This window comes from Pseudoalteromonas sp. GABNS16E, from assembly GCF_028598715.1.
GTDB lineage: Bacteria > Pseudomonadota > Gammaproteobacteria > Enterobacterales > Alteromonadaceae > Pseudoalteromonas > Pseudoalteromonas atlantica.
Genome location: NZ_JAQREZ010000011.1, coordinates 49,812 through 68,150 on the forward strand (window position 1 = coordinate 49,812; position 18,339 = coordinate 68,150).

22 protein-coding genes are annotated in these 18,339 nt (G+C 41.2%); 12 read left to right on the forward strand and 10 right to left on the reverse strand.

Features of this window, described 5'->3' with window-relative positions; translation table 11 throughout:
• The 4 genes from PSI06_RS06810 to PSI06_RS06825 all read right to left on the reverse strand — a co-directional run bounded on the left by PSI06_RS06810 (window position 1) and on the right by PSI06_RS06825 (window position 3,921).
• Complete coding sequence (locus tag PSI06_RS06810; RefSeq protein WP_273603293.1) at window positions 1-1,323, reverse strand: TolC family protein; 1,323 nt, start codon at window positions 1,321-1,323, stop codon at window positions 1-3.
• A 261-nt stretch (window positions 1,324-1,584) separates the two neighbouring features.
• Window positions 1,585-1,860, reverse strand: a complete 276-nt coding sequence (locus tag PSI06_RS06815; RefSeq protein WP_273603292.1) for a hypothetical protein — start codon at window positions 1,858-1,860, stop codon at window positions 1,585-1,587.
• A gap of 184 nt (window positions 1,861-2,044) precedes the next feature.
• Window positions 2,045-2,653 carry a paraquat-inducible protein A gene (locus PSI06_RS06820; protein WP_273603291.1) on the reverse strand — a complete coding sequence of 203 codons (609 nt, stop codon included), beginning with the start codon at window positions 2,651-2,653 and terminating at the stop codon, window positions 2,045-2,047.
• 2 nt (window positions 2,654-2,655) lie between these two features.
• Complete coding sequence (locus PSI06_RS06825; RefSeq protein ID WP_273603290.1) at window positions 2,656-3,921, reverse strand: EAL and HDOD domain-containing protein; 1,266 nt, start codon at window positions 3,919-3,921, stop codon at window positions 2,656-2,658.
• Window positions 3,922-4,066: 145 nt separating this feature from the next.
• Here PSI06_RS06825 and PSI06_RS06830 point away from each other — a divergent pair, with 145 nt between their 5' ends.
• From PSI06_RS06830 to PSI06_RS06840, 3 genes are all read left to right on the forward strand, one after another.
• On the forward strand, window positions 4,067-4,825 hold the full coding sequence (locus tag PSI06_RS06830; RefSeq protein WP_273603289.1) for a substrate-binding periplasmic protein: 759 nt from the start codon (window positions 4,067-4,069) through the stop codon (window positions 4,823-4,825).
• Between the two features lie 69 nt (window positions 4,826-4,894).
• Window positions 4,895-5,461, forward strand: a complete 567-nt coding sequence (locus PSI06_RS06835) for a PhnA domain-containing protein (RefSeq protein ID WP_273603288.1) — start codon at window positions 4,895-4,897, stop codon at window positions 5,459-5,461.
• A 117-nt stretch (window positions 5,462-5,578) separates the two neighbouring features.
• Complete coding sequence (locus PSI06_RS06840) at window positions 5,579-6,394, forward strand: META domain-containing protein (RefSeq protein ID WP_273603287.1); 816 nt, start codon at window positions 5,579-5,581, stop codon at window positions 6,392-6,394.
• Between the two features lie 43 nt (window positions 6,395-6,437).
• Here PSI06_RS06840 and PSI06_RS06845 read toward each other — a convergent pair whose 3' ends face one another.
• A complete protein-coding gene (locus PSI06_RS06845) occupies window positions 6,438-7,277 on the reverse strand; it encodes a 23S rRNA (adenine(2030)-N(6))-methyltransferase RlmJ (protein WP_055252599.1) in 840 nt (279 codons plus the stop codon).
• A gap of 238 nt (window positions 7,278-7,515) precedes the next feature.
• Here PSI06_RS06845 and zapB point away from each other — a divergent pair, with 238 nt between their 5' ends.
• The 8 genes from zapB to PSI06_RS06885 all read left to right on the forward strand — a co-directional run bounded on the left by zapB (window position 7,516) and on the right by PSI06_RS06885 (window position 13,228).
• Entirely contained in the window at window positions 7,516-7,746 is a 231-nt protein-coding gene (zapB, locus tag PSI06_RS06850) for a cell division protein ZapB (RefSeq protein WP_024031454.1), read from the forward strand.
• Window positions 7,746-8,048, forward strand: coding sequence for a cell division protein ZapA (locus tag PSI06_RS06855; protein ID WP_004587640.1), 303 nt, complete (start codon window positions 7,746-7,748; stop codon window positions 8,046-8,048). Before zapB ends, PSI06_RS06855 begins: the two co-directional genes overlap by 1 nt.
• 62 nt (window positions 8,049-8,110) lie before the next feature.
• Window positions 8,111-9,133, forward strand: coding sequence for an MBL fold metallo-hydrolase (locus tag PSI06_RS06860; RefSeq protein ID WP_273603286.1), 1,023 nt, complete (start codon window positions 8,111-8,113; stop codon window positions 9,131-9,133).
• 36 nt (window positions 9,134-9,169) lie between these two features.
• Window positions 9,170-10,648 carry a LysM peptidoglycan-binding domain-containing protein gene (locus PSI06_RS06865; RefSeq protein ID WP_273603285.1) on the forward strand — a complete coding sequence of 493 codons (1,479 nt, stop codon included), beginning with the start codon at window positions 9,170-9,172 and terminating at the stop codon, window positions 10,646-10,648.
• 67 nt (window positions 10,649-10,715) lie between these two features.
• On the forward strand, window positions 10,716-11,204 hold the full coding sequence (locus PSI06_RS06870; protein ID WP_024031457.1) for an FKBP-type peptidyl-prolyl cis-trans isomerase: 489 nt from the start codon (window positions 10,716-10,718) through the stop codon (window positions 11,202-11,204).
• A gap of 24 nt (window positions 11,205-11,228) precedes the next feature.
• Window positions 11,229-11,957, forward strand: a complete 729-nt coding sequence (locus PSI06_RS06875; protein WP_273603284.1) for an SDR family NAD(P)-dependent oxidoreductase — start codon at window positions 11,229-11,231, stop codon at window positions 11,955-11,957.
• A gap of 10 nt (window positions 11,958-11,967) precedes the next feature.
• Window positions 11,968-12,810 carry an amidohydrolase family protein gene (locus PSI06_RS06880; RefSeq protein WP_273603283.1) on the forward strand — a complete coding sequence of 281 codons (843 nt, stop codon included), beginning with the start codon at window positions 11,968-11,970 and terminating at the stop codon, window positions 12,808-12,810.
• 46 nt (window positions 12,811-12,856) lie between these two features.
• Complete coding sequence (locus tag PSI06_RS06885; RefSeq protein ID WP_273603282.1) at window positions 12,857-13,228, forward strand: hypothetical protein; 372 nt, start codon at window positions 12,857-12,859, stop codon at window positions 13,226-13,228.
• 139 nt (window positions 13,229-13,367) lie between these two features.
• Here the strand turns inward: PSI06_RS06885 and PSI06_RS06890 are convergent, their stop codons facing one another.
• From PSI06_RS06890 to PSI06_RS06905, 4 genes are all read right to left on the reverse strand, one after another.
• Window positions 13,368-14,543, reverse strand: a complete 1,176-nt coding sequence (locus tag PSI06_RS06890; RefSeq protein WP_004587647.1) for a mandelate racemase/muconate lactonizing enzyme family protein — start codon at window positions 14,541-14,543, stop codon at window positions 13,368-13,370.
• 25 nt (window positions 14,544-14,568) lie between these two features.
• The gene (locus tag PSI06_RS06895) at window positions 14,569-15,336 is read right to left on the reverse strand and encodes a class II aldolase/adducin family protein (RefSeq protein WP_024031462.1); all 768 of its coding nucleotides are present in this window, start codon (window positions 15,334-15,336) and stop codon (window positions 14,569-14,571) included.
• A gap of 166 nt (window positions 15,337-15,502) precedes the next feature.
• Window positions 15,503-15,826, reverse strand: coding sequence for a c-type cytochrome (locus PSI06_RS06900; protein WP_004587649.1), 324 nt, complete (start codon window positions 15,824-15,826; stop codon window positions 15,503-15,505).
• Window positions 15,827-15,986: 160 nt separating this feature from the next.
• On the reverse strand, window positions 15,987-16,526 hold the full coding sequence (locus tag PSI06_RS06905; protein WP_004587650.1) for a DUF2058 domain-containing protein: 540 nt from the start codon (window positions 16,524-16,526) through the stop codon (window positions 15,987-15,989).
• A 199-nt stretch (window positions 16,527-16,725) separates the two neighbouring features.
• Between PSI06_RS06905 and PSI06_RS06910 the strand changes: the two genes are divergently transcribed.
• Window positions 16,726-17,871: an MFS transporter gene (locus PSI06_RS06910; protein ID WP_273603281.1), complete on the forward strand. Its 1,146-nt coding sequence runs from the start codon at window positions 16,726-16,728 to the stop codon at window positions 17,869-17,871.
• Here the strand turns inward: PSI06_RS06910 and PSI06_RS06915 are convergent.
• Window positions 17,838-18,338, reverse strand: coding sequence for a prolyl-tRNA synthetase associated domain-containing protein (locus PSI06_RS06915; protein WP_004587652.1), 501 nt, complete (start codon window positions 18,336-18,338; stop codon window positions 17,838-17,840). The two genes, PSI06_RS06910 and PSI06_RS06915, sit on opposite strands and share 34 nt — an antisense overlap.
• Between the last annotated feature and the right edge of the window lies 1 nt (window position 18,339).

The window sequence follows — 18,339 nt, forward strand, 5'->3', positions numbered from 1 at the left end:
TTATCCTTGTAACTCAGCCATTACTAGCGAGTCTAAACTGGCTGCGTAATAATTTAAGCGAGCAATAATTATGTGTTTGTCTATTTGAATATTAAGGGCATCTATTTTGGCGTTTAGCTCACTAATACGCGCGCGCATAACATCAGAGAAGTCGCCATCGTCACGGGTATACGCGTTTAAAGTAGCCTGAGCTTGTTGCGACATTTGCGGTATTAACGTGTTTTGATAAAGCGTATTGCGCTGCTCAATTCGCTCAAGTTGACTAACCTCTTTAAAGTACTGTCCTTTTAAGCTTTGTAGCGCCACGCGTTTGTCGGTTTTAATGGCCTCTGCATTAGCAATAGCCGCATTAACTTGCTGATCTTGCCTGTTGTCGGTAAATAAAGGTAAATCAATACTCACCCCCACCGAAAGCAAATCAGCACGCGATTCACCAGCTTGGTTATCAGCGCGGTAGCCATAACCCATATTTACGCCAAGTTGTGGCTTATAACTTTGTTTAGCAAGGCTCACTTGTGTGCGTTTAGCGGCTATACGTTGATCTATAGCCACCATAGAGGGATGCGCCATAAGTAACTTAATGAGCTCATCAAAGTCTAAGCTATTAAATTGGGTAAGCGGGGCTGGCGCTGTAAAAGTTAGGCTTAATGGTTGGCGTAATATGCTCTGTGGTAACCACTGGGCTAACCCTTGTTTAGCGGCATCTAGCTGCTGCGCTAATACAATCAGTTTATCTTCAAGGCGTGTGAGCTCCAATTGTGAGCGAATAATATCTTGCTGACGGGTTTTACCTAAACTACTGGAGTAACTGGCTTCGGTAACTTCAATTAACTGGCTAAACAATGCTTTATCTTGTTCAATTAACGCAATACTTTGCTGTGCTCTGTAGGCATTTAACCACAGCTCCATTACCCTCGCTTTTACTTGCGCCTTTCGCTGCGCCCTAAGCCACGGCTGCTCAAGTGCCTCTTCTTTTATTGCTTGTTGGCTAAGTGCTAGGCTATTACCACGGCTAAAGCTTTGGCTTATACCCAGTTTTAACTGCGTCATGTTTTCTTGATCAAACGCAAAGCCATCTACGGGTACGCTTTGCAAACCTATGCTTAATACGGGGTCTGGTAGAGTACCTGCAGCAATACTTTGCGCTGTGGCGGCGGCTTGCTTTTGTTCACTGGCGCTCAGCCATGGCTCGTTATTGAGCGCTAGGTTTATGGCATCCGTTAAATTAAGGGTTGATGCTTTTGCTATGGCATCACTATTAAATACAGCACCAAATAAGGTGGCGCTCAGTAATACAGCTTTAAAAATTACAGTGCGGGTCATTGCCTGCTCCATCTAAAATTAAAAATAAAATCTTAAATTAACAAGCAGAACAGGCGCTTTAAGCGAATATAGCTAAATTTCACTTATACCAATGGTGTTAAATTAGTCGTTATGTATAGCGACAGTTAAATAGAGTAATAACAAAGCATAAATATCGACATGTAGTTGCTCTACACGAGAGGTTTATAACGCTGTTAACGCTTTATTTGGCACGCTAAATACTAAATAATCAAGTCGATTGGTATCACACCTATCCTGCGTTTAAGCAAACATAGGAGGGCGATATAAAGTATTACTAGGGGGGGAGGAAATACCGCTATTAAGCTGGGTAACTTTTTCACTCGATAACGAAAAAGCAGTAAATAAGGCCGGGGACGTTAAAATAGAGCTGCTTCCACAGCCATTTATTGGGCAATGACAATCATTTTGAACATCTGCTTCATCACTGCAGCAATCCATTTCCATCATATCTGTATGCAATTTACTCTCGCTCATTACATGTGTGGCATGCTTTGCTGATAGGCTCATATGTGGCATTTCGCACTGCTGATAGGCTCATATGTGGCATTTCGCACTGCTGATTTACAGACGCAACGGCTTGCCCCACAAACGTGAGTAGCATCACAACAACGAGTAAATTTGAGTAAAAACGCTGCAAAACAAAACCTATTAAGTAAATTACCCAGTAATAATATTTGAGTTATTGAGCTAACTCAAATAATTAATTTTCTTTTTTAGGCGGTTTAATTAAGCTACTCGCTAAAATAGCAAAAATACAATAAGCACTAAAATACCAAAATCCCTCACCAAAAGTGCTATGCATAATTAGTAAATCGCTACTTTGGCCATGTGCATTGCCTGCCAAATAAGTCACTATTAACGCAATAACAAACACATCCACCATGCTCCACTTGCTCAGTGCGCAAATAACCACACCTAACTTATTTTTAAATGCGCTGGCCGACAAGCAGCAATACAGTAATTGCAGCAGTAATTTTAAGTTTGGGATCACAATAGAGAACAACCCAACTAACGCCGCTACAAATAAATTATTATTATTAGCTAGCTCGTTTACGGTTCCCCAAATGCTTTGTGTTTTGCTATACGCGTTTATTTCACCCTCTAATTTATCAAGTCCCAACATACTAGAGAGCATCATTAACATACTGCGAGTACGGCCATCGCCTTCCTCAGCCAGCATTTCTATACCTGCTTTGGCGAGTTGCGATTTATCAATGTTGCCCTCAATCGATAATACAGGTTTGGTAACACCAGGAAATAACAGCCCTAATGCAACCACAATACTTAAAATAGATAACCAATTACGCATATTTATTCTGCAATAGCCTCAATAATTTCGTCACTATACAACAGTGCATCAAGAACATAATTAAAAATATGACCTATATGCAAATCACTGTTTATTGCCGGCATTAACACCGCTATTTTATCCATTTCATCTAGTTCAAACGCCCTAATAAGCGCAAGGCTTTGCCCTAAAATGCCCTCATTGTTTAATAATGCCTGAGCAATACTTTCATCTAGCGAAAACTCTTTAACAATCGCTTCAAGGTCTGTATCTAAAATTGCATCCATCACAGAAAACAACCCAACCAAGTAGCCCTGACCAACCAGTTCTGCGTGGTTTTGCCCTAGCAATAGCGCAATAAACTGCGCTCTGGTTAAGGCAAGTTTTGTGAGTTCCGAGGGTTTATCGGCGCCTAATTCGCTCAGCGCCAGCACGCGTACCAGTTGCCTTATGCTGTCCTCTCCTAAATACACAACCGCTTGCGAAATAGAGGTAATGGTTAATTTAGTACTGCCCGAGCGGGCATTCGCTAATTTCAATACTCGCGCTGTAATTGCCACATCTCTGGCTACTTGTTTTTGTATTTCATCAAAGCATAAAGATTCTTTTGCCGTAAAGCGCAGTAAATCAAACACAATCACCTTACCCGGCTCCACATCTTTGTAAGTGATCATCTCTGGGCGGGCAAAAAAATAACCCTGAAATAAATCGCAACCGGCTTGTTTTAACGAGTGAAATTGCGCATGAGTTTCTATACGCTCAACAATAATTTTTGCATGCGGATTAGCACGTTTAATTTTTTTTATGCGCATATTGGTTTTAATTATTACATCGTCCATTTCAATTTTAATGTAATCTACATGCGCAAGTAATGGCGCCCATTTATCGTCGCCATCGTAATCATCTAGGGCAAACTTGTATCCCTCTTGCTTGAGCGCTTTCACGCGCTGAGTTACCTCAGCTATTTTGTTCGTACGCTCAACGATTTCTAACACACAATTTTGTGGCACTAACAATTTAGGAAAGTTTTCTAAAATAGTGGCTGAAGAAAGGTTAATAAACGCTAAATGATGCGCTGTAAGTTTGTCTGGCCCTAGCATCATCAGCGTATTAAAAAACAAACGGCTGGTTGCTTGCTCATCAGATGTTCCCACAGGAAATGCATTATGGGCTGAATCACGATAAAGCAGCTCATAAGCAAACACATTCTGCTGCGCATCAAAAATAGGTTGCCTTGCAACAAACTGTGTTATCTTTTGCCCGTTCTGTAGAATATTTGTGGGATTCACTTAATAAAAGCCTATCTAATTTGACGTTGTTTATTACAATTAGGTTATACACTGTAATTCAACCGCTATGAAGATTCTAGAATCATTACAAGCGGAGTTAAATTACATAACGCTCAAGGTTAAAAGTTTAGCAAAGGTTACGTATTTGTTTTTTTTAAAGTTGTTTTTACCCTTATTTATTTTGCATCTTGCTACGTTTGCTCATGCCCAGCAAAACCAGCCAGAACTAAATTACAATGTCAGTGCGTCAGGTAGTCACTACCCTTTTTACACCGGCAACCCAGAAAAACCCGGCATTTTGCCAGAAATAATCACCGCTTTAATGGCGCAAGCAAATATTACCGCCAATCACGTTGAGCTTCCCACTAAGCGAATTACCAAATATTTAGAAAACGGCTTTATTGATTTTGATGTAATTTCTTTAAAATGGTTAGCGCAAAGCGAGCGAGATAATCCTTACTATATTTTTTCAGAGCCGCTGATCCCCGCAACCGAAATGATTGTCGCGCTGCCTGATAACGTCGCGCAGTATCAAACTAAGCAAAGTTTATACTCTAAAGAGGTTGGTACAGTACTTGGCTACTACTACCATGATGATGCAAAATTTAACCGCGTCGATTTTCCCTCTGAAAAAGAGCTAATGATTGCATTATCTAAAGCGCGTATTGACGTTGCTATTATGGGTATTCATACCGCAGCATATTGGTCTAAACAATTAAATATTAATACTGAGTTTGGCGCCCAGCATTCGCATGGTTATTTAAGAGTGCGTTTACTTGCTAAGCACAAAGCGTTACTGCCTAAAATTAACCAAGCCCTTGCCCACTTACATAGCAGTGGTTACATAAAACGCATAGAAGATAAATACATTAACCCAATACCCGCACAAAATTTAAGGGATTAGTATCGCCGCCCACCTTTGCTAGGGTATAATACGGCCAAATGTAAACCTCTTCCTATATAAGAACGCCTTATGAGTATTGAAAAAGCCTTAATCGAGCGCAGTAATAACCAGTGTGAATTATGCAGCGCAACCGAACATTTATCTGTTTACGAAGTGCCTCCTGTTACCGAAACCCATTCAGACAAATGCATTTACATCTGCCAAACCTGTAAAGATCAAATAGAAAACAACAGCGAGCTTACCCCAACACATTGGCACTGTTTAAACGACAGCATGTGGAGCCAAACACCTGCCGTACAAGTAGTGGCTTACAGAATGCTAACGCGCTTAGCTGTTGATAATGGCTGGGCACAAGATGCGCTCGACATGATTTACCTAGAAGAAGACACCCTTGCTTGGGCCAAAAAAGCCCTTGCTGAAGATGACGATATAAAACACGTAGACAGTAACGGCGTAGTGCTACAAGCTGGCGATACGGTTACTTTAATTAAAGACTTAGACGTTAAAGGTAGTAGCTTGACCGCCAAACGCGGCACAGCAGTACGCAATATAGGCTTAACAAATAACCCTGAACATATTGAAGGGCGAGTAGACGGCCAACGTATTGTTATTTTAACAAAGTTTGTAAAAAAATAGCGTTAAAGCATTATATTAAGGCGCATTAGCGCCTTTTTTTGTACCTAAAAAAATTAAGCCATGATTAAGCTCCTCCCCCCTACACTTACCAGCAATATAGGAATAAGGAGCGCAAGCATGGCAAAGCAGCAATTTAGGTTTCAAAAACGTACATTTACTGGCTTAGGTTTATTAGCCCTAAGTGCACTCACATTAGCGGGTTGTGAGAAACCAGCTGACGAATCACAATCCACAGTACAAGAAAAAAGCGTTATGGGTTTAACCACGCAAGTGAGCTATAAAGATCGCAGTATGCCACGCCCTGGCTCACAACTAATTGTAACGCTATCTGATGTGTCAAAAGCAGATGTAAAAGCCGAAATAATTACGCAACAAGTAATTGATATAAATAAAGCACCGCCGTATACCGTGGAGCTAGCTTATGATGACAACAACATTGTTGATAAACATCGCTATAACCTCACCGCTAGAATCATTAATAAAGACAAGGTTCTTTATACCAGCACAATGCAGTACGACCCTTTTAAAAATGCAAACTCGGGGATTCTTCACGAAATTGAGCTTGAAAAAGTCGCCTCACCTAAAAGCGATGTTACCCTTGCAAATACATACTGGAAAGCCGTTACAATTAACGCGCAAACAGTCAGTGTAAGAACAAAAGAGCCATTTATACAATTTGATAAAGATAACCGCGTTAACGGCTTTTTAGGGTGTAATAATGTCAGTGGTAGCTATAGCACAGAGCAACATTCAATTTCGTTTAGCCAATTGGCAAGTACAAAAAAAATGTGCTCACAAAGCATGGAGCAAGAAGCGGCTATGTTAAACATGCTCAATAACACGCAAAAGTGGGCTATAGAAGGCGAGTCTTTAGAATTAAAAGATAACAGTGGCAACACGCTTGCCACCTTTAATGCGATTTATTTTAATTAAATAAAAGCCCAGCTGGGCTTTTACTTTACATAATGGCAGGCAGTTATTCGTCGACTAACTGCTCGCTTCTATAAAACCCGCTAGGCTCACTTAAAAGCTCAACTAACTCAGGTAATATGCTGTCCATAGTTTGTTTTAATTTCCACGGTGGGTTAATAACAATCATGCCTGATGCCGTCATACCGTGTACGTCAGTATCCGCTTGCGTGCCTAACTCAAATAATTGAATATTACGCATTCCCGACTCAATCAGCCCTTGCTCCATTGTATTGATTCGCTCTCTATCAACAACGGGATACCAAATCATATATGTGCCGGTAGCAAAGCGCTGGTGCGCCTTAACTAGTGTGCTTACTACAGTATCGTAATCGTCTTTAATCTCATAAGGTGGGTCAATAAGCACACATGCACGGCGTGAAGCTGGCGGAAGTAGCCCTATTAATCCGGCAAAACCGTTTTCGCCACGTACGCGAATAGAGCGCTTACCTTGCATGTTTTGCTCAAGTAACTGCAAATCGCGCGGGTGTAATTCAAAAAACCAGCCTTTGTCTTGACGACGTAAGTAATGCTCAGCAATTTTTGGCGAACCGGGGTAAAACGCCAGTTCATCCCCATCATTAAACGATTTAATTAATGCAATATAATCGTTTAGCGCTTCGTGTTTACTGCTATGTTGCCAAAGCTTAGCAATGCCCTCTTTGTATTCTTGTGTTTTTTGGGCATCAGATGAACTTAACTCAAAAAATCCCGCACCTGAGTGGGTATCAATATAATCGAGGGGTTTATCTTTAATGGTTTGATATTGAAGTACCTGTGCAAGTACTAAATGTTTAAGCACATCGGCAGGGTTACCTGCATGAAAAGAGTGTCTGTAACTAAGCATTGTTAATTTTCGCTATACGCAATTTAATATCGGCAGTGAACCATAAGCTCTGTATTTTGGCAACCTATACACCGCTTTGCGAGCAGTTAAGTGAACCATTTATGAACAAAAAAGCCGCTACCCTGAATTATCACTTAATAAACAATAAAATTGTGCTAAAACCACCGTAAATGCTGGCAAAACAACACACTTTGCTTTACATTTGCATGACATTAATTACAGTTATATGAGCGCCTTTATGAACAACACAACTCTTCAACAACTCGAACAACTGATTGACTCGCTTATCGAGCGCAACAACCAATTACAAACAGATGTTGCTAGCTTAAAAGAGCAAAATGCAAAACTAAGTGACGAAAACGAAATTTTACAACTAGAAGCCCTTGAAAACGAAGAAAAGCAAAAAGATGCCAGCTCTACGTTAACAGGCTTACTTGATAAACTACAAAGCGCACAACAGGCAAGCTAATGTCTGAGCTGCAAAACCAGCGGGTCACAGTTGAGTTGCTAGGTAAAGAGCAGCAGTTTGCATGCCCGGTTGGGCAAGAAGATGCATTAATAGCAGCAGCACAAAATTTAAATGACTTGGTTGAGCAAACAAAGCAACGCTCATCAGTTCGCAACGAACAACAGGCGATACTTTTAGCAGCACTTACACTAAGCCATGAGTTGCTAGAAGCTAAAACGCATGCCAGTGTAGAGCAACAGCAGCAAGATCAACTCATTGATAAACTCAGCCAATGCTTGGCGAGTGACCCAATAAAAAAATAAAAAGCGCCCCGTGCGCTTTTTGTTTATTATGAGGGTAAATAAATGCTGCGCAGAGACACACAATGACATTAAAACCCCTTTTAGTAACTGTAATCCCCGCCCTTTTTATTACCCTTAGCCTATTTTCTCACTCTAGTAAGGCAGCGGTTACTTGGCAGCAAATAAACGAAAATGTACAATTTTTAAAACAACAAGATAAGCTACGTTTTTACGATTCCAACCAAGTGCTCATAGAGGGCGAGCAATGCGCACTCATGGTTGATGCAAGCGGAAACTTTGCAGCCGTTGAAGCACTGGCAAAACAATTAAAAAAACACCTTAAAACCCCGCTCTGTTATTTAATTGCGACCCACTTTCATGATGACCATTTACTCGGCATGGCCGTATTACAAAATGCCTTCCCAAAAGTGCAGCTAATAGTACATAAACAGGTAGCCGATAATTTTGCCGCATACCAACAAGCTTACGATGATAAGTTAGCAGGCTATGAAAAAAGTATAGAGCTGAGCTATCAGCGCTTAGCCACATTGCCCGAGCAACAGCAAACACAGTGGCGCGAAAAGCTCTCTTTAGCTAAACAACGTTTTTTGCGTTGGAAAACCTATAACTTAAAATCACCTAGCACCGTAATCAGCGAGCAACAAAGTATTGATTTAGGTAGCTTTTCGGTACAAATAACACCCGAAAAAGCCCACACAAATGGCGATTTAACACTTAGTACCAATAACGGCACGCTGCTAATAGGCGGCGATATTGTTGACTGGCTCCCCTACCCAGGCCACGGCCAGTTACAAAATTGGCAAGCCTTGCTCAAACGCTATATTAATCAGCCTAATTTGCGTACAATACTTCCCGGCCACGGCGGGGCGCTTGAAAAAGCGCAACTTAAGCAGCCTTTATTGTTTTTAACAAATTTAATAACCCATGTGAAAAACAATAAAAAACAAACGCTTGAGCAACTTACTGAGAGTTTCCCTGCGGATGTTTTAGCACCATATAAACAAGAAGCGTTAAATACAAAGTCGAGCCAGTTATTTTTACAGGCTGGGCTTAAGCGCGCCCAGTTAATTGAGCACGCGCAGTAGTGTTGTAAAATAAAGGATTGTAGATAAGAGATGAAGATGCGTGGATTGCTTGTCATTTGTGTAATTATTTTTTTGTATGGCTGTAACAGCACACAAACACAACCCGAAACAGACGCACCACAAATTTTTACTCACTTTGAGCCAAGCTACGAAAACCAAATAGAGCTTGAGCCTGTACAGCCAAAACAATTACAGCAAGCCAATACTGCGCCGCCGGTAAAGGCAAAAAAAACAATTGTAAAAAAGCGCCCCGCCAAAGCTAAAAACCTATGGGTGCATATTGCCAACAACCTACATTTTACGGTGTATCAAAATCGCGCCTTAAAAAAGCGTATTAACTGGTATTTAAAACAGCCTAACTATTTACCCACGGTAAATAAACGCGCCGCGCCTTATTTGTATCATATCGTAAAAAAAATTGAGCAAAAGCGCCTGCCTATGGAGCTGGCTTTACTGCCCTTTGTAGAAAGTGATTTTAGACCCACCATTGCCTCATCGCAGCAAGCAGTAGGTGTTTGGCAGTTAGTGGCCGCCACAGCGCATCATTTTGGCATTAAATCCGATCAGTGGTATGACGGCCGACAAGATGTACTTGCCTCCACCGATGCCGCACTTGAATACCTCAGCTATTTACACAAACGCTTTGATGGCGACTGGCTACACGCCCTAGCGGCTTATAATAGTGGTGAGGGGCGGGTTAAACGAGCCATTGAGCGAAATAAAAAACGCGGTAAAAGTACCGGTTACTTTTCTCTAAAGCTGCCAAAAGAAACGGCCGACTACGTACCTAAACTGTTAGCGCTAAGCTACTTAGTTAAACACCCGCAAAAAGGCTTTAAGCGTCCTAAACTGGCTAATAAACCAATAACAACGCAAATGAATGTTGGCCAACAGTTTGATTTTTCGGTCATCGCTAAGCTCTCTGGGGTTGGCTCAAAACAGTTGCACGCGCTTAACCAGGGCTATTTAAAAAATCAAAGCTCACCTAATGGCCCCCACTCATTGCTTTTACCTATCGGCCAAGAGGCACTGTTAAAAAGTCAGTTTTTTAAGTCTAATTTTGCTGGCGAATACATCGTTAAAAAAAATGATACGCTATACAGCATTGCAAGACGCTTCAGCATGTCGGTAAGCGCGTTAAAGCAGCTCAATGGCAAACAAAATAATATGATAGGCATAGGTGAAAAACTGCTGGTTGGACAGCCTAAAACGCTCCCAAAATCGCTCACTATAGATTATCAAATTAGTCCTTATTTAGAGCCACAAGAAGTCGTGATCCCTACTCTTGAAATAGACTATGAAGTAAAACAAGGCGATAGCTTGTGGAGCATTAGTCAGCTTTACGAAGTACCGCACAGTGATTTAGCTAAATGGAACAACTTAAGTGCCTCAAGCATTTTAAAGCCTGGCACGCAATTAACGCTATTTATTCCCCAGGCAGAAAAACCCAAACAGCCGCAGCAAAAACAAGATTTACTGCAAGATCTACAAAAATCACTTATTCAACCACGCTGAGTTTATAAAGCTCGGTATTTCGCGTAAAATCGGCTTTTAACTTAGTCAAAAACTTAAAGAGACAAGCATGCAAATTAGCAAAAATTCAGCAGTTGAATTTCATTACACATTAAGCGAAGCGGGCGAGCAACTAGAAAGCAGTGTAAACCACGCGCCTCTTAGCTATATTCATGGCAGCGAAGGCATGCTTCCTGGCTTAGAAAAAGCCCTTGAAGGCAAAGCCGCAGGCGATAAGTTTAGCGTAACACTTGAGCCAAGCGAGTCATACGGTGAGCGAGTTGACGATTTAATTCAGCGTATTCCGCTTAAACACCTTCAAGGTGACGTAAAAGTGTGGAAACCAGGTATGACTGCGATGGTGCACTCAAACCAAGGACAACACCAGGTAACATTAGTTAAAGTAGGCCGCTTTAATGCAGATTGCGATTTAAACCACCCGTTTGCAGGCAAAACGCTAACGTTTGATTTAGAAGTGGTATCGGTTCGTGAAGCAACCAGTGAAGAGATTTCGCATGGCCATGTTCACGCTGAAGGCGGCTGCGGTCACTCTCACTAATCACACCTTAAATTAGGAGCAAGTATGTCTAAGGTTGCTATTGTTACAGGCGGTACAAAAGGCATTGGATTAGCGGTTGTAAAACGCTTTATTGATAATGGCTACACGGTGCACAATCTGGATATTGAGTACAGCGAGCTGGGGGTTTTTCACCAATGCGATGTGAGTAATGTTAGTGCTGTAAAAGCCTGTATTACGGCCATTTGTAAACAAAACTCACGCATAGATGTACTTGTTTCTAACGCTGGTAAACACCTCAGTGCTAGCATAGAGGATACCGATGAGCACACTTTCGATGCGTTATTTGCATTGAACGTTAAAGGGGCCTATGCGGCTGTACAAAGTGTACTACCAAGCATGAAAGCGCAAAACAATGGCGCTATTATTTTAATAGCCTCAGATCAGGCAATAATTGGTAAACCTAACTCGTTTGCCTACAACCTGACAAAACATGCTCTTGCTTCTATGGCAAAAACCACAGCACTTGATTACGCCCAATTTAATATTCGCGCGAATGCGGTATGCCCAGGGACAATAGAAACCCCTCTATTTCATAACGCGATAGATGCTTATTGTAAAAAAAGTGGGGCTAACAAGGCTGATATAGTGGCAGAAGAAGCAAGCCTTCAACCGCTAAACCGCTTAGGACAAGCTGATGAAGTTGCCGCGTTAGTTAGCTTTTTAGCAAGTGATGATGCAAGCTTTATAACCGGTAGCCTACAACATATTGATGGCGGCTATACCACACAATGAGCACATGCCGATGAGCCTGAAAATTATTGACCCCCACGTGCATTTTTTTAACCTTGCCGAGGGGCAATATACCTGGCTGCAAGGCGAAAACCCACCAGCATGGCCAAATTTAGAGTTAATAAAACAACCTATTAGCGAAAAAGAGCTACTAGAGAGCAGTGACTTTACCCTCGCCGGTATAGTACATATAGAGGCAGGTTTTGATAACAACGCCCCCATTAACGAACTTAATTGGCTAACGGCACATTTAAAAAAGCTTCCCTTTAAAGCCATTAGTTACGCTCAGTTAGATTGCGCACCGGTGCAATTTGCAAAAGCAATAAACACCCTTGCCCACCCCCATTTAATAGGCATACGGGATATCACCGAAGGCGCAGATGCACAGCGATTATTAAACCCAGAGTGCTTTAGTAATTTGCAATCCCTTTGCCAGCAAGGGCTGTATTATGAAGCCCAGTTTGAGCTTGAAAATACCGCAATAGCTGCTCAGCTTGCTCGTTACGCTAAGGCGCTGCCTCAGCTAAAAATAATAATAAACCATGGCGGCCTACCTAATAATATTAATAACTGGCAGCAAAGCATTCGCATGCTAAGTGCGCACAATAATATAGCGATTAAGTTTTCGGGTTTTGAGCTTTTAGCGTTGAATTTACAACAGCAACAAGATTGTTTTGAAACTATGTTCTCGTACTTTGGCGAGCAGCGCATTATGTTTGCGAGTAACTTTCCGGTTTGCCAAATTAACGCAAGCTATAATGATGTTTGGCATAGCCATCAAGCTTTGTGTAAAACAAATAAAATATGGCACAACCTTAGCTACGCAAATGCTAAGCATTTTTATAACATACCCTAGTTAAGCTATATTAAATTTAACCACTTACGTAAATGCGGCAATGACTATGACATTACATTCGCAAATATCAGCCCTTGGCATTTTAACTATTTTAAGTGGTTGCGCATCTAACACGCAGCCTACTCCTAAGCTGCATCATGCCTTACTTACCGAGCCAAATAGCCAAGCGGTAGAGCGTGTTATAGAGCGCTTAATGCATATAAAAAACGTAACGCTTGCTGACGATATCTTTATTCACACCAGTACCTTTACTCTTAAAAACACAAACCGTAGTGATATAACGGCCAACCAACAGCTTAACTTTCCCGATCAATTTGAGTTAATGATAAACAATAATCGCTGCTATATACGCCACCTTGATAGTAAAGCCACCGCTGAGATAAAAGGCGTTACGTGTACTATTAATCTTGCCAATTAATCCACTAACTATTCAAATGGTATTGCTCATAGGGATTAGAGAAACACAGCTATAAAAAAGCCAGTAAGTGAGTTATCACTTACCGGCTTTTACTTTTAACCATTAGTATTTAAATAACGCTCTTTAAATAAAGCTTAAATTATTTAATTTCTACACGCTGCGAACGCATAACAATCTCATCATTTAATTCAATGCCTAAGCCAGGCTCTTCTGATACTTCAAAAAAGCCATTTTTTGGTTGTGGATCTTGTAAGCACAGCTCTCGGTTCCACTTTTTAATGGCATATGTATGATGCTCATGAATCAAAAAGTTAGGAATAGCGGTTTCTAAATGAAGCGATGCAGCTGTTGCAACTGGCCCGCCACATACATGCGCCTGAATACGCACATCAAAAATATCGGCGTAGTCACATACTTTTTTAGTTTCAGTAAAGCCACCACATAAACCGATATCGGGTTGTAGTACATCAATGCTTTGATCTTCTAAATAAGGACGCACACCCCAGCGGTTGTATAAACGCTCACCGCCTGCAATCGGCACTGCCACTTTATCTGCTACTTTTGCATGTAAAGAATGGTTTAAGTAGTTAACTGGCTCCTCGTAGTACATGCAATCAAACTCTTCGGCTATTTCACCAATTTGTATAGCAGAGGTTGCGCCAGGTAAGCTGTGGCACTCAAAAATAATATCCACTTCATCACCAACTGCTTCACGTATAGCTTGCATACGAGCACGGTATAGCTTCATTTCACCACGAGAAATTATTTTAGTACGGTCGTAATACGTATTGCCGTCTTTATCGTATTGGATAGGGTCCACTTTTACTGCATCATAACCTTCGCCAATCGCTTTTAACGCCGCTTCTGCGTATTCTTGCGGTTGTACTAACGCTTTAAATTCGCTGTCCCAATCAAACTGTAGCTGCGATGCATAAGTACGCAGCTTATCGTTTACTTTGCCGCCCAGTAATTGGTATACCGGTAAACCAAGTGCTTTACCTTTTATGTCCCAAAGTGCTGTATCTATGGCACTCATTGCTGCATAAACAACAGGGCCGCCACCTAAACCCCAAAAGCTTTCGCGTAACATACGCGACCATAACTTTTCGGTTTGAAATGGGTCGTGCCCAATTAAAAAAGCATCAGCCATTTCTTTTATCATTGCTGCTGCTGCGCTGTGGCCTAAATCGTAAGCTAAACCAGCTTCACCTACACCACTAATACCTTCATCGGTATGAATACGTACAAAAACCGGCGTCCAAGCTGGACGCTCTGGGCAATGAATATCAAATACTTCTACGCGATTTACTTTCATTAAAATTCCTTATTAGCCACGCAGGCTATTGTGCAAAACTGGGATCAAGTCGGTACGCTTTTCGTAACATGGCAGGCCACGCTAATTGCCCACCTGTGCTGCCGCTGTGTACCACATTAGCTTGGTTATAAATATTGTCGATAATTGGCTGCGGCACCGGAATAACCTCTTGTGAGCTGGCTTGTAATGCAAGCTGAATTTCGCAGGCACGTTGCAAGTCATAAAAACGCATAAAGGCATCGCCTACGGTTGGACCTACGGTTAAACCACCATGATTTACCAATAGCATATGATTGGTATTGCCTAAATCATCTTGTAATACTTTGCGCTCGTCATCATTTACAGCCAGCCCTTCATAGCCATGGTACGACAGCGAAGGGAGCGAAAACATAGAGTATTGGCTTAGTGGCAATAGGCCATTTTTTTGTGTAGCAACGGCAATGGTTTCTTTTGTATGTAAGTGAATAACACAATGAGCATCTTCACGCACTTCGTGAATTGCGCTATGAATAGTAAAACCTGCTGGGTTAATGCTAAAGGGGGTGTCGTCAATAATATTGCCGTGCAAATCAACCTTTACCAGGTTTGATGCAGTTACTTCGTCAAACGTTAAGCCAAACGCATTTACAAGGTAGTGATCGGTGCCAGGTAAACGTGCCGATAAATGCGTGTATATTAAATCCCCCCAACGAAAATGCTCTACTAATCGGTAGCAAGCTGCTAAATCTACGCGCAATTGCCACTCTTGCTCCGACACTTTATTTTTTAAATCTAGTTGGGGTAAATCAATCATAATCAGCCTTTTAAAATACGTACAACAACTCAAGTACGAATAGATGTTTAGAAGTCTAAAGCAGTATTAATTTTATAGCAAACACAAACAAAACAGCCACACAATTGTGTGGCTGTTTACGCTGCGCTTTAATTTAAAACGATAATACGTTTTTAAACGCGGTGCTTTATTTTACCTTTGAAAGGTAGTCAGCAATTGCTTCAAACTCTTCGTCCGTTACCGTTGCAACCATTGCTTTCATTGCGGCAGTCATACCATTGCTACGCGCGCCCGATTTAATATCTTTCATTTGGGCCACTAAATAGTCTTTGTTTTGACCATTAATTTTAGGGTATGCGCCCATAATAGGTGCTTTACCTTCTGCACCGTGACATGTTTGACACATTTTTTGGGTGTAAAGGGCTTCGCCATCAGCAGCGGCGGCGTTAAACGAAAAACTTGCGGCTAAACTAATACCCGCGCCTACTATTAGTGCTTTCATCTTGCTCATTATATTCACTCTTCTTTTTGACGGTTAGAAAATAGTCTATTGATTGTAGTAAACAATCTAGTAAAAAGCATACGTATCAATTTACGTTAGGCGATCAAACAAACATGACTACGTTTTCAGCCATTGTTGTTAACTTTAGCAAACAATACTGAACAGACACTTACCATACTAAATCATCTGGTACTTCAAAGTCTGCATATGGGTCGTCTTCATCTTTTGGTTTGTTTTCAGGTTCAACATGAAAAACAATGTACTTTTCATCAACTTCTGCGACTTTACGCGCCGGCTCATCATCGAGTACGTAAAACTGCCCTTCCAGTACACAAATAGCTAAACGACCACCCGATAACGCTTTTTGGGTTTTCTCGTTTACGTCTATCCCTTTTACTTTGTTATCGTAAGTAAAATTAAAGGTACGCTCACCGCGGATAGAGTCTTGGTTATGGTGCTCAAGTATTTGCTTAACACGAGCAACTTGCTCACGTTGCTTAAGCTCTTCTTGGCGCGACTGGTTAAGTTCTTCAGCCTTTTTTTGCTGCTCTAATTTAGTTTGCTGTATGTGCTTTTGCAGATCGCTTGGGTTACTGGTAGCCCCTTTTTTTTGCTTTTTTTGTTGCTTACGTTTTTCTGACTTAGCAACTTTAGCTTTGTGCGATGTTGTTAACCCTGCTTGCAGCAATTGGTCTTGTAATGAACCCATGGCTTTGTTCCACTAAAAACTTATATTAGGTTTATTTTAATCACCAACGAGTACAAATAACAGTGCTATTAGCATTAATCTAGCAAAGGGCTGAATATACACTTTGATTTAGCGCAATTGTTAATGATTTAACCTATGAAATATAAGCCATTTTTCATATACTTTGGCTAACTTATCAGCTTATGTTTTAAGCCCTACAATGCGTTTTGCTCACTTACTTATTTGCTCGGTGTTTATATTTTTTGTGCTGTACGCGCCTCAGCCTTTATTGAGCTTATTTTCTAGCGAATTTAACGTCTCCCCAGCGCTTGCCGGCAGCTTAATGAGCGTAACCATGCTGCCTTTAGCAATTGCACCTTTGGTTTATGGGCTATTTTTAGCCAAGCAAAACCCGCTTATTATTTTACGTATTGCTATGTTTATTTTAGGAGTGAGCTGCATACTGTTTACAGTAGCGCCAAGTTTTGAGCTATTACTTTTGGTGCGTTTTATACAAGGCTTAATCTTACCTGCCGCGCTCACCGCGATGACAAGCTTTATTGGTATACGTTACAGCGCAGATGCCTTACAAAAAAATATGACCTTATACATAGGCAGTACCATAGCTGGGGGCTACTTTGGCCGAGTATTGGCCGCTTTATTTAGTGATGTATGGCATTGGCAAAGTTTTTATTATGTTATTTCGATTGTGCTTATTGGCCTGGCTATCAGTATAAAGCCCACGGGCTTTGTGGTATCTAATCAGTCAGCACTTACGCCGTTAACGTATATTAAGCAGCTAAAAGATGCGGCAGTACTAAAATTGTATGGTGCCGTTTTTTGTATGTTTTTTTGCTTTGCAGCCTTATTAAATTACCTACCGTTTATTTTGCAAAACACCTTTTTAATTACAAACACACGCGATATTGGCTTAGTGTACAGCGGCTACTTAATCGGTGCTTTAGCATCTATTGCAACACCTTGGCTTGCTAAAAAAGTGCCTTCAGCTTGGCATTTACTTGCTGCGGTTTTTATCGTGTATAACTTAAGCATTGTATTACTTATAAGCCAGCAACTGAGTGTATTTTTAATCGCGTTTACGTTATTTTGTGCTGCTATGTTTGTTATACACTCAAGCGCTGCTCCGCTTGTTAACAAGATTAGCAAAGCGCCTGCAAGTGTAACAAATGGCGGGTATGTATCGTTTTATTATAGTGGCGGGACACTGGGCTCGTTATTGCCTGGTATTGTTTATCAACACTCAGGGCAAACTGCATTTATGCTTTGCTTACTGAGTGTGTGTTTTATTGGTTTAGTCTTAGTCACTTTAGGCTATCGAGAAGGTAAAAACATTACCCGAGGCTGATGCCCTGTATGCTCAAAAAAGGTATTTAAATCATTTTTTGAAAGCAGCCAAGTTTGGGTGTTTTCAAACGGGTGACAATGAAACAGCTCGTTAAACCAAATATCTTGATCAAGCCACAAAGTAACATTGCTTTGTTTATCGTTTGCTAAAGCAAGCATAGACACACACCCGGGCGCCACTTTTAAATAACGTGCTAACCGCTCGCTAGAGGCAAACCCCAACCGAGAAAGCCCCTGTTGCTTAGATAGGGTTTTTAAATCGAGCTGTTTGTCGTGTGCGGTAATTACTAAAAAGTGCTTTTTGCCCTCGTTATCACGCAAAAACAAGTTTTTAAGTCGCGTACCTGGGCGCTCCACCATAAATGCATCAGCATCTAAACTGGTATGTAACGCAGGGTGTTCTATTACATCGTAATTTATACCTAATTGCGCTAACAACTGCGCAAGCTTTGCTTTATCGGCCAACATA

What these genes read in the sequence shown, in the direction of transcription:
- PSI06_RS06820 (WP_273603291.1), bottom strand. Translation starts at nt 2,653, where the DNA reads ATGCGTAATTGGTTATCTATTTTAAGTATTGTGGTTGCATTAGGGCTG.
- PSI06_RS06860 (WP_273603286.1), top strand. Translation starts at nt 8,111, where the DNA reads ATGACATTAAAACCCCTTTTAGTAACTGTAATCCCCGCCCTTTTTATT.
- PSI06_RS06915 (WP_004587652.1), bottom strand. Translation starts at nt 18,338, where the DNA reads ATGTTGGCCGATAAAGCAAAGCTTGCGCAGTTGTTAGCGCAATTAGGT.
- PSI06_RS06900 (WP_004587649.1), bottom strand. Translation starts at nt 15,826, where the DNA reads ATGAGCAAGATGAAAGCACTAATAGTAGGCGCGGGTATTAGTTTAGCC.
- PSI06_RS06840 (WP_273603287.1), top strand. Translation starts at nt 5,579, where the DNA reads ATGGCAAAGCAGCAATTTAGGTTTCAAAAACGTACATTTACTGGCTTA.
- PSI06_RS06910 (WP_273603281.1), top strand. Translation starts at nt 16,726, where the DNA reads ATGCGTTTTGCTCACTTACTTATTTGCTCGGTGTTTATATTTTTTGTG.
- PSI06_RS06815 (WP_273603292.1), bottom strand. Translation starts at nt 1,860, where the DNA reads ATGCCACATATGAGCCTATCAGCAAAGCATGCCACACATGTAATGAGC.
- PSI06_RS06835 (WP_273603288.1), top strand. Translation starts at nt 4,895, where the DNA reads ATGAGTATTGAAAAAGCCTTAATCGAGCGCAGTAATAACCAGTGTGAA.
- PSI06_RS06895 (WP_024031462.1), bottom strand. Translation starts at nt 15,336, where the DNA reads ATGATTGATTTACCCCAACTAGATTTAAAAAATAAAGTGTCGGAGCAA.
- PSI06_RS06885 (WP_273603282.1), top strand. Translation starts at nt 12,857, where the DNA reads ATGACATTACATTCGCAAATATCAGCCCTTGGCATTTTAACTATTTTA.
- PSI06_RS06890 (WP_004587647.1), bottom strand. Translation starts at nt 14,543, where the DNA reads ATGAAAGTAAATCGCGTAGAAGTATTTGATATTCATTGCCCAGAGCGT.
- PSI06_RS06845 (WP_055252599.1), bottom strand. Translation starts at nt 7,277, where the DNA reads ATGCTTAGTTACAGACACTCTTTTCATGCAGGTAACCCTGCCGATGTG.
- PSI06_RS06875 (WP_273603284.1), top strand. Translation starts at nt 11,229, where the DNA reads ATGTCTAAGGTTGCTATTGTTACAGGCGGTACAAAAGGCATTGGATTA.
- PSI06_RS06855 (WP_004587640.1), top strand. Translation starts at nt 7,746, where the DNA reads ATGTCTGAGCTGCAAAACCAGCGGGTCACAGTTGAGTTGCTAGGTAAA.
- PSI06_RS06905 (WP_004587650.1), bottom strand. Translation starts at nt 16,526, where the DNA reads ATGGGTTCATTACAAGACCAATTGCTGCAAGCAGGGTTAACAACATCG.
- PSI06_RS06870 (WP_024031457.1), top strand. Translation starts at nt 10,716, where the DNA reads ATGCAAATTAGCAAAAATTCAGCAGTTGAATTTCATTACACATTAAGC.
- PSI06_RS06865 (WP_273603285.1), top strand. Translation starts at nt 9,170, where the DNA reads ATGCGTGGATTGCTTGTCATTTGTGTAATTATTTTTTTGTATGGCTGT.
- zapB (WP_024031454.1), top strand. Translation starts at nt 7,516, where the DNA reads ATGAACAACACAACTCTTCAACAACTCGAACAACTGATTGACTCGCTT.
- PSI06_RS06810 (WP_273603293.1), bottom strand. Translation starts at nt 1,323, where the DNA reads ATGACCCGCACTGTAATTTTTAAAGCTGTATTACTGAGCGCCACCTTA.
- PSI06_RS06880 (WP_273603283.1), top strand. Translation starts at nt 11,968, where the DNA reads ATGAGCCTGAAAATTATTGACCCCCACGTGCATTTTTTTAACCTTGCC.